This window comes from Mesorhizobium cantuariense, from assembly GCF_042647205.1.
Taxonomy (GTDB): Bacteria; Pseudomonadota; Alphaproteobacteria; order Rhizobiales; family Rhizobiaceae; genus Mesorhizobium; species Mesorhizobium cantuariense.
Window position 1 is genome coordinate 5,665,917 of sequence record NZ_JBHRVD010000001.1, and the last position, 16,808, is coordinate 5,682,724.

The 16,808-nt window shown below is 62.6% G+C and carries 13 protein-coding genes; 3 read left to right on the top strand and 10 right to left on the bottom strand.

Annotated features, from left to right (window positions below):
* Nucleotides 1-48 precede the first annotated feature (48 nt).
* Nucleotides 49-1,761 carry an AmmeMemoRadiSam system protein B gene (gene amrB, locus ACFOJ9_RS27645; RefSeq protein WP_378983399.1) on the top strand — a complete coding sequence of 571 codons (1,713 nt, stop codon included), beginning with the start codon at nucleotides 49-51 and terminating at the stop codon, nucleotides 1,759-1,761.
* Nucleotides 1,762-1,911: 150 nt separating this feature from the next.
* On the opposite strand, the gene ACFOJ9_RS27650 is transcribed toward amrB, so the two are convergent.
* Nucleotides 1,912-3,744 carry an MORN repeat-containing protein gene (locus ACFOJ9_RS27650; protein ID WP_378983402.1) on the bottom strand — a complete coding sequence of 611 codons (1,833 nt, stop codon included), beginning with the start codon at nucleotides 3,742-3,744 and terminating at the stop codon, nucleotides 1,912-1,914.
* Between the two features lie 151 nt (nucleotides 3,745-3,895).
* Entirely contained in the window at nucleotides 3,896-4,990 is a 1,095-nt protein-coding gene (locus tag ACFOJ9_RS27655; RefSeq protein ID WP_378983405.1) for a trypsin-like serine peptidase, read from the bottom strand.
* 349 nt (nucleotides 4,991-5,339) lie between these two features.
* Between ACFOJ9_RS27655 and ACFOJ9_RS27660 the strand changes: the two genes are divergently transcribed.
* Nucleotides 5,340-6,437 carry a S1 family serine peptidase gene (locus tag ACFOJ9_RS27660; protein WP_378983407.1) on the top strand — a complete coding sequence of 366 codons (1,098 nt, stop codon included), beginning with the start codon at nucleotides 5,340-5,342 and terminating at the stop codon, nucleotides 6,435-6,437.
* Nucleotides 6,438-6,513: 76 nt separating this feature from the next.
* Here the strand turns inward: ACFOJ9_RS27660 and mgrA are convergent, their stop codons facing one another.
* The 7 genes from mgrA to ACFOJ9_RS27695 form a co-directional block, all read right to left on the bottom strand.
* Nucleotides 6,514-7,560, bottom strand: coding sequence for an L-glyceraldehyde 3-phosphate reductase (gene mgrA, locus ACFOJ9_RS27665; RefSeq protein WP_378983409.1), 1,047 nt, complete (start codon nucleotides 7,558-7,560; stop codon nucleotides 6,514-6,516).
* Between the two features lie 122 nt (nucleotides 7,561-7,682).
* Nucleotides 7,683-8,825, bottom strand: coding sequence for a Gfo/Idh/MocA family protein (locus ACFOJ9_RS27670; protein WP_378983412.1), 1,143 nt, complete (start codon nucleotides 8,823-8,825; stop codon nucleotides 7,683-7,685).
* Nucleotides 8,826-8,836: 11 nt separating this feature from the next.
* Nucleotides 8,837-9,583: a sugar phosphate isomerase/epimerase family protein gene (locus tag ACFOJ9_RS27675; protein WP_378983414.1), complete on the bottom strand. Its 747-nt coding sequence runs from the start codon at nucleotides 9,581-9,583 to the stop codon at nucleotides 8,837-8,839.
* Nucleotides 9,584-9,636: 53 nt separating this feature from the next.
* Nucleotides 9,637-10,734 carry an ABC transporter ATP-binding protein gene (locus tag ACFOJ9_RS27680; RefSeq protein ID WP_378983416.1) on the bottom strand — a complete coding sequence of 366 codons (1,098 nt, stop codon included), beginning with the start codon at nucleotides 10,732-10,734 and terminating at the stop codon, nucleotides 9,637-9,639.
* A 5-nt stretch (nucleotides 10,735-10,739) separates the two neighbouring features.
* Complete coding sequence (locus tag ACFOJ9_RS27685; RefSeq protein WP_378988092.1) at nucleotides 10,740-11,672, bottom strand: carbohydrate ABC transporter permease; 933 nt, start codon at nucleotides 11,670-11,672, stop codon at nucleotides 10,740-10,742.
* Between the two features lie 2 nt (nucleotides 11,673-11,674).
* Nucleotides 11,675-12,562, bottom strand: a complete 888-nt coding sequence (locus ACFOJ9_RS27690; protein ID WP_378983418.1) for a carbohydrate ABC transporter permease — start codon at nucleotides 12,560-12,562, stop codon at nucleotides 11,675-11,677.
* A gap of 81 nt (nucleotides 12,563-12,643) precedes the next feature.
* Nucleotides 12,644-13,882, bottom strand: coding sequence for an ABC transporter substrate-binding protein (locus tag ACFOJ9_RS27695; protein WP_378983420.1), 1,239 nt, complete (start codon nucleotides 13,880-13,882; stop codon nucleotides 12,644-12,646).
* 404 nt (nucleotides 13,883-14,286) lie between these two features.
* Between ACFOJ9_RS27695 and ACFOJ9_RS27700 the strand changes: the two genes are divergently transcribed.
* Nucleotides 14,287-15,342: a LacI family transcriptional regulator gene (locus ACFOJ9_RS27700; protein WP_378983422.1), complete on the top strand. Its 1,056-nt coding sequence runs from the start codon at nucleotides 14,287-14,289 to the stop codon at nucleotides 15,340-15,342.
* Nucleotides 15,343-15,351: 9 nt separating this feature from the next.
* Here ACFOJ9_RS27700 and gndA read toward each other — a convergent pair whose 3' ends face one another.
* Nucleotides 15,352-16,779 (bottom strand): NADP-dependent phosphogluconate dehydrogenase, encoded by a 1,428-nt coding sequence (gene gndA / locus ACFOJ9_RS27705; RefSeq protein ID WP_378983424.1) that lies wholly within the window; start codon nucleotides 16,777-16,779, stop codon nucleotides 15,352-15,354.
* Between the last annotated feature and the right edge of the window lie 29 nt (nucleotides 16,780-16,808).

Below are 16,808 nucleotides of genomic sequence, written 5' to 3' on the forward strand. Positions count from 1 at the left end.
AGAAAGGCGGAGAGGCAGAGGCTGCTAATCTCCCCCCTTGCGGGGGAGATGTCCGGCAGGACAGAGGGGGGTGCCTGGGCGCCGGCCAGCATTCTGCTGATCTTCGCCGTCACTCTCCTACCCCTCCCCACTTTCGCCGCCCCTGTTGTCTGCCCGCCCGGTACCGAGAACTTCCCGCCCTTCTACGACGACGCCACGCCGTTCAACGACGCCATCGCCAGCGTCGCCGATGTCCCACCATCCAACCAGCGGCTGACCGGCATCACCGTTCCCCACCATCTGCTGGCTGCCGACCTGGTGGCGCTTGGTTTCCGGGCGGCATCCGGCTTTCGCTACAAGCGCATCGTCATCCTGTCGCCGGACCATTTCCACAAGACGCACAAATTGTACGCCACCACGCTGCGCGGCTTCGACACCGTGCTTGGCCCGGTCGCCGCCGACACCGAAGCCGTACGCCGTCTCGAGACGAACAGCGACATGGTCGAGGAGTCCTGCCTGTTCGACAAGGAGCATGGTGTGCGCGCCATGCTGCCTTTCCTGCATCACTATTTCCCCGAGGCGAAAATCGTGCCCGTGGCGATGTCGGTCAAGGCGCGCCGCGGCGATTGGGACAGGCTGGCTGAGGCTTTGAAGCCGATTGTCGACCAGGACACGCTGATCGTCGAATCCACCGACTTCTCGCACTACCTGCCGCAGCATGACTCCAGGCGCTTCGACCAGCAGTCGCTGAACATGCTGGCCGCCGGTTCGCTCGACGGCATATCAGCACTTCGCCAACCCGATCACGCCGATTCCGTCGGCGCGCTCTATATCCAGACCCGGCTGCAGCGCGAGTTGTTCGGCGCCCAGCCGCTGGTCGTCGCCAATGAGAACTCGCAGGAACACACGTCGGACTATGTCGAGCGGACCACCAGCTATGTCGTGGCGCTGTTCGGCGCCTTCGGCCCCGGCTTCAACAATCCGGCGCGGCCGAAGGACAGGATCTATTACCTCGCCGGTGACGTGAATTTCGGCCGCGCCATGAAGAAGATCCTGGTCCGCGACGGTGTTGTCGACCGGATCGTCGACAGCGTCCTGGCCCTGACCGGATCGCGGCCGCTGATCGTCAACCTCGAAGGCGTGATCCTGCCCAACGTGCCGGAAGCGATCGACGACATGACGCTGGCGATGCCGCAAGGCCTGGCTCTCGATATGCTGAAGCGGCTGCATGTCGCCGGCGTCGGGCTCGCCAACAATCATGCCTATGATCTCGGCCCGTCAGGCTATGCGGAGACGCTGCGCGCACTGGATGAAGCCGGCATCCCGCATTTCGGCCAGGGCGAGGCGCTGGCGCTTGCCGATCTCGACCTTGTCGGCCTGAGCGACATCGACACCAACGGCTCGGAGAATACCGACCTTATCACCCCTGCTTTGCTCGACCGGCTGCTGCACGAGGATGCCGAGCGGCCGGTGGTCGCCTTTGTCCACTGGGGCCGCGAATACAAGACCGGGCCGTCGGAGCGTGAAGGCATGCTTGCCGACCAGATGCGGCTGCGTGGTGTCTCGGCCATCGTCGGCGGCCACCCGCATGTGTCGAGCGAAGCGATCCTCCCGCTGGCCGGCGGCGACGTGGCGGAGGTCTATTCGCTCGGCAATTTCCTGTTCGACCAGAACGCCGAGCGGTCGTCCGGATCGATGCTGGAATTGCGCGTCTTCGCCCAAGGCACGATCTTTGCGAGGCTCATACCACTGCCCAACTATTTCGAGATGGGCAGGAAATGAACGCTCCCAGGGTGTGTTGAGATTCAGGTCAGGCCGAGTCGAAAACGGTAGGTTCCGAGAACCGGAGCGGAGCGTACTTTTCGTACGCGAGCACCGGAAGCGTAGGAAGCTGCCGTTTGCAGGCCGGCCTCACCTGAATATCAATGCACCCTAGCCGCAGCCGACCATATCGCGCGGCAGATAGCAGGCCGCCGGCTCGGTCTTGGTCTCGAACAGCGACTGCTTCGGCCGGAAATAGAAGAAGGTGACCGGCTTGCTCTCGCGCACGCTGCCGTCGGCAAAATGCGCGGCGATGCTGAAGCTGTGGATCGACGACATCGACGACCACATCTTCAGCCGCGCCGTGTAGGCGCTGATCTTCTTGTTGCCGCGCACCGGCATGGCGATGGTGTAGTCATGCTTGCCGATGGGGAACTCGATGTTCTGGTAGCGCATCGCCTCCGGCGTGCCGCCGCCGCCGTCGCCGCATTCGGCCATCGCTTCCGGCGTCTCGAAGACCGCCATGGTGATGGAGGTGCGGAACGGCTCGCTCTGCTGGTAGACGTGACCTTCGTCATCCGCCCACGAATAGTCGAACTTGCCGATCGCATTCAGCGTCATCGCCTGTTGCATAGTGCCGAGATAGTCGCCGACCTCACCGAACTTGATCTTGTTGGTCAGCTGGCTGCGGCAGACATTGAGACTGTCCACCGAGGGACAGGGAAAACGCCCGGTTTCCAGGCTGGCCGTGTCGACGCCGGCCTCGTCAAGCACGCTCTTGACCGAGACGTCGACACCGTCGCCGAAACTGCCGACGTCCTTGCTGAACATGCGGCTGGGATCGCCGGTCGGGTTGCCCTCGTCGTCGACCGCGGTGAACTGGATCGACATCTTCATGTCCTTGGCGTCGCCCCAGCCATTGTTGACGATCGAGAAATCCGGCCGGAAGCCGACGCAGCCGAAATGCTCCGAGATCGACAGCATCGGCTTGCGATAGGCGTCGCTGGCGGCGACCTTCATCTCCAGGCTGTCAAGCTTGACCTTGGACCGGTCTGACGTCTTGAGACCGACTTCGGCAAAGGCGGGCGCGTCCTCCCAGTCCATGCCTTCATAGACATTGCCGGTGGCGACCTGGCCGGTGCCGTTCCAGCTGTCATTGTACTGGTCGGACTGCGGATAGATCGCAATGTCCTCGTCACGCACCAGATGCTGGTACTGCATGTCGGACTGCTGGGTCATGCGCTGGTCGACCGCGACGCCGATCTCGACCTTGTCGGCGTCCCCACTGCCGGCCTGCGCCTTGATGAGGCCGCCGACCCTGGCATCGGCCAGCACGTCGGGGCGCGAGCCGCCGACCTCCTGGCCCATTGCCCATTGCGAGTCGTAGACAGTGCCGCCGGCAAGCCGCGTGCGGCCCTTGCCATTCTTCAACCCATCAACAAATGAGCCGGCAAAAATCTCGCCAGTCCTTGACAGCATCCGCCCTGCGCCATTCGGCACGCCGGCAACGAACTGCCCCTCATAGCGGTTGCCGTCGGCATCGATATGGATGCCCTTTCCGTTGAGTTCCCCGGCGAGCCAATGCCCGTCGAAAACCTCGCCCGAGCGCAACTCGAGCCGGCCTTGCCCGTCCGGCCGGCCATTCCTGGCGTCGCCGAAATAACTGGAATAGATGGTTTTGGGATCATAGCTCGCCGAGCCGCGCACCCGCCACACCAGCCTGCCTTTACCGTTGATGGTGCCGTCTTCGGCAATCGTCCGGTCGGGCGACTGGCCCGCCGCCGGCTCCCAGACGAAGTCGAGGTTCTTTTCCGGATGAAAATCCCACACCCGGATCATCCTGCGCAGCACCGAGCGTGTATCCGCCTGGTAGAGGATCTGCACCCGTTCCACCCAGGCGCCATCGGCAGGTGCGGCCGCCGGATCGGCGAAGGCAGGCGAAAACATCAGCGCGGCCAGCATCGATGCCGCCGCGATCCCCAACACTGCCCTTGCCCGCGCCATCTCTTGAGCCCCCTTGGATGCCAACCCCTTGGCCCTTTAAGCGTAGTTGGCGACCTGGCCTCGTGCAAGAGAAGCCGCAGTGGAAGTGCTCGTCAAGACAAAGGCGGCGGATTGCTCCGCCGCCTTTGTCCGCGCTGCGAATGCGCAGCGATTATTTATACAGGCTGTTGATCCACTGGACGTTTGCAGCGTTCAGGCGCACGGCCGTGTTCGCGTCGGGGCTTTCCGCCACGTTGACACCGGTGATGATGCGCTGCTTGGCCTTGTTGTCATAAGCATAGACCGAGCTGCCGCTCGACCCCGGGAACGTATCGCAGTCATACTGGAAATATTCCGGGGCGATGTTTTCGGCATGCACTTCGCAGTTCGCCTTCCACATCGTTCCCATCGGCTTGTCGCCGGGATAGCCGACGAGGTTGGCGGTGAAGTCGCCGAGATCGTCATAGTTGGCATAGCCCAGCCAGCCGAGGTTGGTGCCGACGTCCTGCTTCAGCGTGACGATGCCGAGATCCCACAGCAGGACCGAACCATAATAGCCCTGGTAGTTGTCGATGAAGCCTTGCAGCACATAGGCGCTTTCGAAGGCAAAGGCGCCGAACGGTGCGTCGTCGGCCGTGCTGCCGTTGAGACCCGGCACGAACAGATACTCGGAAAGCCAGTCCTTGTCCTCATGGCTGTAGAGGCAGTGCGCCGCGGTGAGTACCGTGCGCGGGCCGATCAGCGTTGCCGAACAGCTGCCAAAGCTGCCCGTCTTCGCCGACTTGGCTTCGAGATAGCCTATTGCCGAGAAGGGATAGGTCTTGGTGTTCTTGACCTGCTCACGATCGTCGGTGCCGAAAACCTGACGGCCGGCTTCGCCTTCGCCCAGGTCCGGATCCTCGGTCTTCCGCTCAGCCCCGTCTTTTCCATTGGCCGGTGCATTCAGTTCTTTGATGATAAGATCCCGCAGCGCTTCGCTCGGCTCGATCTTGATCTCTTTGCCATCGGCGGACCGTCCGACGATGCCATAGGATTTGACAGCCGTTGCCTCGTCAGCAAGCGGCGCGGCGCGGCTGTCTTCGTCAGTCAGCTTCGGCGGCGCGATTGGTTTTGCCCGCCCGGGCTTGTAGTCGCCTGAAGTCGCGTCCCGCGCGCTTTCGCCATTGCCGGCACTGGCGGAGCCAGGATCGGCGGCGAAAACCGGGACCGCCCAGATTGCGGTGGAAAGCAATGCGGACGCAATGAGTGCGTTTGTCAGTTTTGTCATGGTGAGACTCTCCCAAAAGTCAGCAAGGACTGGATCAAAATACAGAAATATTGTCGAGATCGTGGTGAAGCCGAAAAATGAGTTTGGTTACCGGCGCCTGAACCTGATCATTACCCCATACGGTCTGTCGAAGGCCCCCGCCAAAGACACCCGCGCAGGTATATTGCCTAAATTAATACAACATTGGAATGACAAATCGCTTCCACGTAGCCCGTGGGGGGCTATAGGGTTTTGAGTGGGTTCCGCACGGGAACGCGATCCGCGAAGCAACGCCTGCCTGCGGGCGACTGTTTCGTTGATAATGCGCCGGGGCTGGCTCGTTCGGGAACGTGTCTCAGGAGGATTTCAGGTGCACATCATCCATCGGTTCAGGCCGATCGCCGCCGCGTCTTTGCTCGGCATCGCTGCGGCTCTTGCGGCCGCCAACACTGTTCAGGCGGACGAAGGCGCCGCCCGACCGGAGGCAGCGGTCTCGCCGATGAAGCGCGTAACGGAAGCCAGGGCGAAGGCCGCGGCGGAGAACCCCGACAGCGCGGATCGCGTCTATGGCGGCAACCAGGCCGAAAAAGGCGCCTATCCGTTCCAGGTCGCGCTGCTCACCACCGACAGGCTGGACGAGAACCCTGCCTCGCAGGCCAATGCCCAATTCTGCGGCGGCAGCCTGATCGCGCCGCAATGGGTGCTGACGGCAGCACACTGCCTCAACGACAAGGGCCAGCCGATTTCGCCCGAGAGCGTCACCGTGCTGACCGGCGCCACCGATCTCAGCGAGGGCAAGCGCCACAAGGTGGTGGAGGTCATCGTCAACGAAGCCTACAGCGAGCAGACGCTCGACAACGACATCGGCCTGCTCCGGCTTGCCGAACCGACCGATGCGTCGACCATCAAGGTCACCCATGACGCAACGCCCGAGACCGGCAAGACGACGGTCACCGGCTGGGGCAAGATGCAGGATGGCACCTTCCCGACCACGCTGATGGTTGTCGATCTCGACCTGCAGCCGAACCAGGCCTGCAACAGCGGCATCAAGGCCATCTATGCGCGTGATCTGAAGGCGGCACTTGGCGATCTGTCCCGTCGCATGCGCTATTCGGAAAAAGGCATCGACGCGGCCGCCAATGCGATCGCCGCCGACATGACTGATCCGCTGACCGGCAACATGGTCTGCGCCGGCACCACCAGCGGCGTGCGCGATGCCTGCAACGGCGACAGCGGCGGCCCGCTGTTCATGACCGGCGCTGACGGCCCGGTCCAGGTCGGCGTCGTCAGCTGGGGCGAAGGCCCGGCGGACGGCAGTGCGGCCTGCGGCCACAAGGACGCCTATGGTATCTACACACGGCTGGCCAACTACACCGGCTGGATCGAGGCGAAGATGAAGACCTCGACTCCGGCGCCGGCAAAACCCAAGGCGGGACTGGGCACCGCCCAGAAACCAGCCACACCCTGAAGCAGGGCTATTCGCTTTCAACCAAAACGGCGGGAGAGGTTCCGCCGTTTTTTGTTTGCCGGCTTATCGAGAGGACTTATTTCCTCGTTGGGCCTTTGCGTTCGGCCGAAGCCGCCCACAGATTGATGTCGGATTCGCGCGCATAGGTATCGATCTCGGCGAGCTCGGCATCGCTGAAGTCGAGCACCTTGAGCGCGCCAACGCAGTCTTCGACCTGCTCCGGCCGGCTGGCTCCGATCAGTGCCGAGGTCACCCTGCCCTTGCGCAGCACCCAGGCCAGCGCCATCTGCGCCAGCGTCTGCCCGCGCTTGCCGGCGATGGCGTTCAGCGCCTGGATGTTTGCAATGGTCTTGTCGTTGATGAAGGCCGGTCGCAGCGACTTGCCCTGCGAGGCGCGGCTGCCGTCGGGAATGCCGCCGAGATACTTGTCGGTCAGCATGCCTTGCGCCAGCGGCGAGAACACGATGGAGCCGACGCCGAGCCCTTCGAGCGTATCGAGCAGGCCGTCTTCCTCGACCCAACGGTTCAGCATCGAATAACTCGGCTGGTGGATGACGCAAGGCGTGCCAAGCTGCTTCAAGATGTCGGCGGCCTCGCGCGTGCGCTGCGAATTGTAGGACGAGATGCCGGCATAGAGCGCCTTGCCCGAGCGTACGGCATGGTCGAGCGCGCCCATCGTCTCTTCCAGCGGCGTATCGGGATCGAAGCGGTGCGAATAGAAGATGTCGACATAATCGAGCCCCATCCGCTTGAGGCTCTGGTCGAGGCTGGCCAGCATGTATTTGCGCCCGCCCCATTCGCCGTAGGGACCGGCCCACATCTCGTAGCCGGCCTTGGTCGAGATGATCAGCTCGTCGCGGTAGCCGGCGAAGTCGGTGCGCAGTATCTCGCCAAAGGCGGTCTCGGCGGAGCCTGGCGGCGGACCGTAATTGTTGGCGAGGTCGAAATGCGTGATGCCGAGGTCGAAGGCCTTGCGCGCGATCGCCTGCTTCGTCTTGTGGGGCGTGTCGTTGCCGAAATTGTGCCACAGCCCCAGCGAGATCGCCGGCAGCTTCAGGCCGGAGCGGCCACAGCGGTTGTAGACCATTTTTTCGTAGCGGTTTTCGGCGGGAATGTAGGGCATCGGAAAATCCTCAAATGGAAGCAAACCAGGCTACTGCCATCGCGACAACGCGGGCGAGTCGGCTTTGCCCCCCACCTTTACCCTCTCCTCGTCGGAACGGGGAGAGGGTTGAAGTGTGCTGCCTACTTCTTCTTCGCCAAAAGCTCCTTGGCTTGCTTGACGCCGAGGGCGGCCGGACGTTCGCAGGTCGTCTGCATGGCGACGAACTTGCCGGTTTCGCCGGAGCGCAACAGGCCGGTCATCACATCGACGGCGTGCAGCGCCAGTTCCATCGAGCAGCGATGCGGCCGGCCTTCCGTGATCGCCACCGCCATGTCGGCGAGCCCGGCGGTGCGGTAGTTGGCCATCATGCCTTGCGAATGCATTTCGTTGGGAACGCCGAACGGGTGCTTCCATTTCGGCAGCTTCTTGACCGGCTTGCTGTCTTGCGTGAAGCGCACATCGCCGCCGAAGAAATTCGGATCCGGTACGAAAACCGTGCCCGTCTCGCCATAGAGTTCCATCGGCGCGTGACCATGGGCCCAGACGTCCCAGCTGGTGTTGAGCGTGATTACGGCACCGTTCTCGAACTCCAGCAGGCCGTGGATGGTCGTCGGCGTGTTGACCGGAATCTTTTCACCCGCGCGCGGCTTTGAACTGATCGTGCGTTCCTTGGCCGGCGTCGTCGCGAAGGCCGCGACCTGTTTCACCGGTCCGATCAGCTGGATCAGATTGGTGATGTAATACGGTCCGATGTCGAGCACCGGGCCTGCGCCTGGCTGGAAGAAGAAGTCCGGATTGGGGTGCCAGTGCTCCATCCCGTGGCCCATGACGTGGCAGGTGCCGCTGGTGATCTTGCCGAGTTTTCCCTCATCGATCAGCTCACGAACCAGCTGGTGCGCACCGCCGAGGAAGGTGTCGGGCGCCGAGCCGATGCGCAGCCCCTTCTTCTCCGCCCGCGCCCTGAGGTCCTGGCCTTCCTTGACCGACAGCACGAACGGCTTTTCCGAATAGACGTGCTTGCCGGCGTCGAGGATCTGCTTCGACACCTCATAGTGCACCGCCGGAATGGTCAGGTTGACGATGATGTCGATGTCGTCGGCTTGCAGTAGCGCCTCGACAGTCTCGGCGCGCAACTTGAACTCCTTCGCCCGCGCCCTGGCCACGTCCATGTTGATGTCGGCGCAGGCACGCATTTCGATGCCGCGAAACAGCGGCGCCAGCGAAAAATACGCCTTCGAGATGTTGCCGCAGCCGATGACGCCGATCCCAAGTTTCTTTGCCATGCTGATTGCTCCTAGTAGGTCTTAGCGGCTGCGATCGAGCGGCGGGCGAAGCGCTCGATATCGTTCGGGTTGTCCTGTTCCATCACGTAGTATTGGGCGGCACTCTTGGCGCGCAACACCTTGATCAGGCCGGCCCAGTCGATGGTGCCATGGCCGACGTCCGACCAGCCATCCTCATCCAGTCCCTCACCTGGCTTGGCCATGTCCTTGACGTGGACGGCGCTGATGCGCTTGCCGTGTTTCTCGATCCACGGCAGCGGATCGTCGCCGCCGCGCACCACCCAGGCGACGTCCATTTCCCAGCTGATGTCAGGCGCCGCCGTGAGGATGAGATCCTGGGGCACCGAGCCATCGGCGAGTTTCTTGAACTCGAAATCATGGTTGTGCCAGGCAAAGCCGTAGCCAGCCCTTTTCGCGGCATCGCCGACCTTTGCCAGACGCTCACCAAAGCCGCGCCAGCCAGCCACGTCGGATGGCCGCTGATCGGGCATCAGGAACGGACAGATGAGCAGCGTGATGCCGAGTGCGTCGGCTGTTCTGCGCACGCCATCAAAATCGTTCTCGAGCGCGTCGATCGAGAAATGTCCGGTCGGCATGGCAAGCCCGTTCTTGTCGAGCTCGGTGCGGAAGGCCTTGGGATCGTCGTAGACGCCGCCGAAGCCTTCGACCTGGGTGTAGCCGAGCTTGCCGAGCGTGGCGAGCACGCCTTCCCAGGGTAGGAAATTGCGGGCGCTGTAAAGTTGGAATGACCAGTTCATCGTCTCTGTCCGTTTTGCTTGGGGATTGTCGTTGGAAGGTTGGTTCTCGGGAGCTAGATGCGGGTGCCGGTTGCGGTGTCGAAAAGCGAAGCGCGCATCGGATCGAAGCCGAGCGTCACCGCCTCATCGTTCTTGGGCGTGCGTTCCGAGGTCACCCGGACGCTGAAGTTCTGCTGGGCAAGCTTCAGCCAGACCAGCGTGTCGGAGCCCATCGGTTCGACCACCTCGACATTGCCAGCTGTCGAGAACGGCCAGCCGGTGCCACTGTTCAGGCTGACATGCTCGGGCCGGATACCAAATGAGACGGGGCCGGCAACTGGAGGCCCGGCAAAGTCATAAGTGCCGAGTGGAATCTTGAGAGCGTCGGCCACGAAGCGCCAACCGCCGTCCGCGTTCTCCAGGTGGCCATCGATAAAATTCATCGCCGGTGAGCCGAGGAAGCCGGCGACGAAGCGGTTGACCGGGCGGTTGTAGATGGTCTGCGGCGCATCGAGCTGCTGGATCACGCCACCCTTCATCACCGCGATGCGGTCGGCCAGCGTCATCGCCTCGATCTGGTCGTGGGTGACGTAGATCATGGTGTTCTGCAGCTTGCGATGCAGCAGCTTGATCTCGACGCGCAATTCGGCGCGCAGCTTGGCATCGAGATTGGACAGCGGCTCGTCGAACAGGAAGACGTCGACATCGCGCACCAGCGCCCGTCCGATCGCCACGCGCTGGCGCTGACCGCCGGAGAGCGCCGCCGGCTTGCGTTGCAGCAGCGGCTCGATCTGCAGGATTTCGGCCGCGCGCGCGATGCGCTTGGCGATGTCGTCCTTGGGTATGCCGGCAACGCGCAGGCCGAAAGACAGGTTCTTCTCCACCGTCATTTGCGGATAGAGCGCGTAGGACTGGAACACCATGCCGATGCCACGGTCCTTGGGCTCTTCCCAGGTGACGTTCTTGCCTTTGATGAAGATGCGGCCTTCGGAGATATCGAGCAGGCCGGCGATGCAGTTGAGCAAGGTCGACTTGCCGCAGCCGGAGGGGCCAAGCAGCACGATGAACTCGCCCTCGGCTACATCGAGATTGAGGGTCTGCAGCACCGAAATCACGCCGAAATTGAGCGACAGATCCTGGATCGAAACACTGGTGCCGTTGGCTGCCGTCATCGCGATCACCCCTTCACCGCACCGGTGGCGATGCCGCGCACGAAAAGCTTGCCGGAAATGAAGTAGACGATGAGCGGCACAAGCCCGGTCAGGATGGTGGCGGCCATGTTGACGTTGTACTCCTTCACGCCTTGCACCGAGTTGACGATGTTGTTGAGCTGCACCGTCATCGGATAAGTGTCGGGGCGGGTGTAGACGACGCCAAACAGGAAGTCGTTCCAGATGCCGGTCACCTGCAGGATGATGGCGACGACGAAGATCGGCAGCGACATCGGCAGCATGATGCGCAGGAAGATACCCCAGAAACCGGCGCCGTCGACACGCGCCGCCCGGAACAGCTCTTCCGGCATCGAAGAGAAATAATTGCGGAACAGGAGCGTCAGGATCGGCATGCCGAAAATGGAGTGGACGATCACCAGGCCGCTGAGGCTGCCATAGAGGCCGATCTCGCGCAGGATGATGACGATCGGATAGATCATCACCTGATAGGGAATGAAGGCGCCGACGATCAGTATGACGAAAAAGGTGTCGGCGCCCTTGAAGCGCCAGTTGGCGAGCGCATAACCGTTCACCGAGGCGATGGCGATCGACAGCAGCACCGACGGCACGGTGATGCGCACCGAATTCCAGAAGCCGCGCGAAAGCCCGTCGCAGTTGAGGCCGGTGCAGGCCGTCGCCCACGCCTTGACCCACGGCTCGAAGGTGATTTCGAGCGGCGGCGAGAAGATGTTGCCGAGCCGTATCTCGGGCATGCCCTTGAGCGACGTGACGACCATCACGTAGAGCGGCAAGAGATAGTAGGCCGCCACGACAAACAGTGTGCCGTAGAGGAAGATGTTGCGGCGCGAAAACATGCGGCGCGGTTTCGGGCCATAGGGCTCGGTGACGTCCTGGCGCGCGCCGGCGGCCGTCCTTGTTTGAGCAGTGATGTTTGCCATGCTCATTTGCGCCGCCCGAATTCGAGATAGGCCCACGGCACGATGACGATCGCCACCGAGAGCAGCATCATGGTCGAGGCGGCAAAACCCTGGCCGAGGTTCTGGGCGAAGAACATATAGTCATAGACGTATTTGGCCGGCACTTCGGAGGCGATGCCCGGGCCGCCGCTGGTCTGGGCCACGACGAGGTCATAGACCTTGACGATGCCGGAGGCGATGATCACCAGCGTGGTGATGAAGACCGGCCGCATCATTGGGATGACGATAAACAGATAGGTCTTCCACATCGGTATCCCATCGACTCGCGCCGCCTTCCAGATGTCCTCGTCGATGCCGCGCAGGCCGGCCAGCATCAGGCACATGATCAGCCCGGTGCCTTGCCACAGCGCCGCGATCGATATGCCGTAGATGACGATGCTGGAATTGTAGAGCGGGTCGAAGCTGAAGCTCGTCCAGCCGAGGTCCCGCACCACGTGCTGGATGCCGAAATCCGGATTCAGCAGCCACTGCCAGACAAGGCCGGTGACAATAAAGGAGAGCGCGAACGGATAAAGGAAGATGGTCCGGAACGTATCCTCGAAGCGGATCTTCTGGTCGAGCAGCGCGGCAAGGAGGAAGCCGATGACCAGCGAGAACACCAGCGAGATCGCGCCGTAGATCAACAAATTCTCGATCGAGATCAGCCAGCGCGGCGTCGCCCACAGCCGGTAATACTGGTCGAGCCCGACGAAATTCAGCCGCGGCAAGAGCTTCGAATTGGTGAAGGAATAGAGCACCGTCCAAAGGGTGCCGCCGACGAAAACCACCAGCGCGGTGAGGATCATCGGGATCGAGGCGACCTTCGCATTGAGGTTGCGGAACAGCGGGTTGGGGCGTTCGCTCTTGCTCATCTCGTCAGCCGGCTGGGTAAGGGCGGTGCGTTCCCGGCCCTGCGTTCGCAAGGCCGGGAGCGATATGGGTTGCCTCCAACGTCAGTCTGCCGAAGCGATGAGGTCGGCGAAGCGCTTCTGCGCCTCTTCGACGGTCAGTTCCGGCTTGGCGAAGAATTCGGCGAAGAGATCTTCCTTCTGCTTCTGGGTGTCCTGCGAAAGCAGCTGATCCGTCCACGGTATGACGGCGCCCTTGGCGAGGATGGCGAGGCCCTTCTTCATGCAGTCGTTCGCGGCATTGAGATCGACGTCGCCGCGCACCGGCAGCGAACCCTTCTTGAGGTTGAAGGCGACCTGCGTCTTGGGATCGAGCAGCGTCTCGGCCAGCACCTCCTGCGCCTTGGACTTGTCGGCATCCTTGAGCAGCGGGAAGTAGAAGGCGTCGCCGCCGGTAGCGATGACTTCGTTCAGCCCAAGGCCCGGCAGGCAGGTATAATCCTTGCCGGCGGTCTTGCCGGCAACCTGGAACTCGCCTTGCGCCCAGTCGCCCATGATCTGGCCGCCGGCCTTGCCGGTGATGACCAGGTTGGTCGCCTGGTTCCAGTCCTGCACATTGGTGTTCTTCGCCATCTTGCGGGCATCGTCCGCGGCCTTGAAGACCTTGGCGACTTCGGGCCCGGCGGCGAACTTGGCATCCTTGTCCTTGTAGACCTTGAGGAACACATCCGTGCCGCCCACTGCTGCAAGCAGCACGTCGAAGGCGCCGGAGGATTGCCAGGCCTGTCCGCCGACGGCGAGCGGGATGATGCCGGCCTTTTCCAGCGCGGGCGCTGCCGCCACGAATTCATTCCAGTCCTTCGGCAACGGCACGCCGGCCTTCTCGAAGGCCTCGTTGGACAGCCACAGCCACTGCCAGGAGTGGATGTTGACCGGCACGCAATAGATCTTGCCGTCGATGGTGCAGCTGTCGAGCAGGCTCTTCGGCCGCACGACTTCCGCCCACTTGCCCTTGGTGGCGACGTCGGTGAGGTCGCGCATCAGGCCGGCCTGCACCAGCTCTTCCGCCTGCCTGCCGTGATTGAACTGGGTGGCGCCCATTGGATCGCCGCCGGTGATGCGGCTGATCATGATCGGCCGCGCCGTGCCGCCGGAACCGGCAATGGCGCCGTCGACCCAGCGATTGCCGGTTGCATCGAACGCCTTGGCGAACTCGGCGACAGCCGCGGCCTCTCCGCCTGAAGTCCACCAGTGGGTGACTTCCAGGTCCGTCGCGGCGGCCGGACCGGCAAGTTGCAGCGCGACTGTTGCTGCCAGCGCAGCGGTCAAAAGTCTGTATCGCATTTCGGCTCCTCCCAGAATCTGAAACGTTACAGATTTTCGATACGGTAATTGCGTGGGCTTCGCAACCCATGAACGAAGCGCACTCGACATTTTTTCGAGCCGCGAACAAATTCGCATAGACGGCCGCTCCCTTTTGCGCCGCAGCATGGGCTGTTGCGGTGCAAAACGTCGAAATAGCGTGCTAAAGCCGGCAATAGGCGGCGGCAAGGACGATTTCTGCTGGAATCCCAATGAGTTTCGCAAAAGAGCCATTCACCTTGCGAGGAGGGATCGGCAGCTCGTCATTGGCAATCTGTAACGTTTCAGTATATTGAGATTTGCCGGGGTTGGCACGCACATCATATCGAAATGTCGGCGATTGCCGGCCCGGCCTGCGGCTGCTATGCGCCTGACGGGCGGGACGAATGAACACACGGCCTACGAACAAGAACGAGGAGACGTCGGCGCAGGGGCGACCGACGTTGAAGACGCTTGCCTTCATGACCGGGCTCGGCGTCACCACCGTCTCGCGCGCCTTGAAGGATGCCCCGGAAATCGGCGCCGAAACCAGGCGCCGTGTTCAGCTCGTCTCCAAACAGATCGGCTACCGGCCCAACCGCGCCGGCGTACGCCTGCGCACCGGCAGGACCAATGTCATCAGCCTCGTGCTCAACACCGATCGCGAGATCATGAGCTTCGTCTCGGACATCATCTACGGCGTTTCGGAAGTGCTCGCCGAAACCCCCTATCACCTGATCGTCACGCCCTATTCCCGCTCCCAGGATCCGATGGAGCCGATCCGCTATCTCGTCGAGACCGGCTCGGCCGACGGCGTCATCATCTCGCGCACCCAACCGAACGATCCGCGTGCCCGCTACATGCTGGAGCACGGCATGCCTTTTGCCACGCATGGCCGCACCGACATGGGTCTCGTCCACCCTTACCATGACTTCGACAACCATGCTTTCGCGATGGAAGCCGTGCGCCGGTTGGCGAGCATGGGCCGGCGCAAGCTGGCACTTCTGTCGCCGCCACCCGGGCTGACCTATTACGGCCACACGCTGAACGGCTTTGCCGATGCGCTGAGCGAGGTCGGCGCCAGCGAAATCCCGTTCAACGCTGTTTCGATCGACCATACGATCGAGCAAATCAGGACGAGAACCGCGCAGGTGATGCGCCGCGAAAACAGGCCGGACGGCTTCGTCAGCAGCGCTGCTGCGGCGACACTGGCCATCGTCGCCGGCATCGAGGATGCCGGCCTCAAGCTTGGCCGCGACGTCGATGTCGTGTCCAAGCAGTCGTCGGATCTGCTGCATCTGTTTCGCAGGGAATTGCTTGTGGTCAACGAGAATTTCCGGCTGGCCGGCTCCGAGCTTGCCCGTTCCGTGCTGGGCTGGATCGGCGGCGCCGCACCAGGCTCTTTGCAGAGCCTGGTGGTCGCCGGCGACGTTTCGGCGTTCAGCCCGCCGGTTTCCGTTTAGGCCCTTGGGCTAGCCAGCCGCACCGCTTCCCCACGGCCCATGGAAAGCGCCCTTGTCGTCGATGCGTTCGAAGCCGTGCGCGCCGAAGAAGTCGCGCTGCGCCTGGATCAGGTTCGAGGTGCCGCGGCCCTGGCGGTAGCTGTCGAAATAGGCAAGCGCCGAAGACAGCGCCGGCACCGGCGAGCCAGCTTCCGATGCCCTCGCCACGATGCGCCGCAGCGACGGATGCGCCTCTTGCATCAACGCGATAAAGGCCGGCGCCATCAGAAGGTTGGTCGACGCGCCGCCCTTGCTGAAGGCCTCCGCCATGGTGTCGAGCATCTGCGAGCGGATGATGCAGCCGGCGCGCCAGATCCTGGCGATGGTCGGCATAGGCAGGTTCCAGTTGAATTCCTCGGAGGCGCCGCTCATCACCGCAAAACCTTGGGCGTAGGCTGATATCTTGCCGGCGAACAGCGCCAACTCCAGATCTTTCAGCAAGGCGTCTTTGTCACCGGAAATCTTCGTCACGCCGGCGTTGCCATAGGCCTTTTCCGCCGCCAGCCGCTCGTCCTTGATCGATGACAGAACGCGTGCCGCCACCGCCGCCTCGATCGCCGTCGCCGGAATGCCGAGTTGCTGCGCCTCGATGACCGACCATTTGCCAGTGCCTTTCTGGCCGGCGCGGTCGAGGATGATGTCGACCACCGGCTTGCCGGTCTTCAGATCGTCTGATGCCAGCACCTTGGCGGTGATCTCGATCAGATAGGAGTTGAGCTGGCCCTTGTTCCAGTTGGAAAACACCGTGCCGATATCCTTCGGCCCCATGCCTAAGCCGTCGCGCAGGATGCCGTAAATTTCGGCGATCATCTGCATGTCGGCATATTCGATGCCGTTGTGGATGGTCTTGACGAAATGGCCGGCGCCGTCGGTGCCGAGCCATGCCGCGCAGGGTTCATCCTTGAATTTGGCGGAGATGGCGGTCAGCACCTTCTCGACACGCTTCCACGAGTCCTCAGTGCCGCCGACCATGATCGACGGGCCGTGGCGCGCGCCCTCCTCGCCACCGGACACGCCCATGCCGATGAAGGTGAGGCCCGAGCCGGAAAGCTCGGAGAAGCGCCGCATCGTGTCGCGGAAATTGGCGTTGCCGGCGTCGATGACGATGTCGTTGGCCGACAGCACGCCGCGTAGCGCCGCGATCTGTTCATCGACCGGCTTGCCGGCCAGCACCATGATGATGATCGGACGTGGCGGCCGGATCGCGGCGGCAAGCTCTTCCAGGCTGTAGCAGGGCACCACCATATCCCTCAGCGCACCGGCATTCTCGACGAAAGCGTGGGTACGCGCCCTGGTGCGGTTGAAGACGGCGATGCGATGCCCGTGCTCGGCGATGTTGAGCGCCAGGTTGGAGCCCATCGTGCCAAGGCCGATCAGGCCGATTTCGGCTTTTTCCATCGTTTCTTCCCTGCTTTCGGATCTTGTTG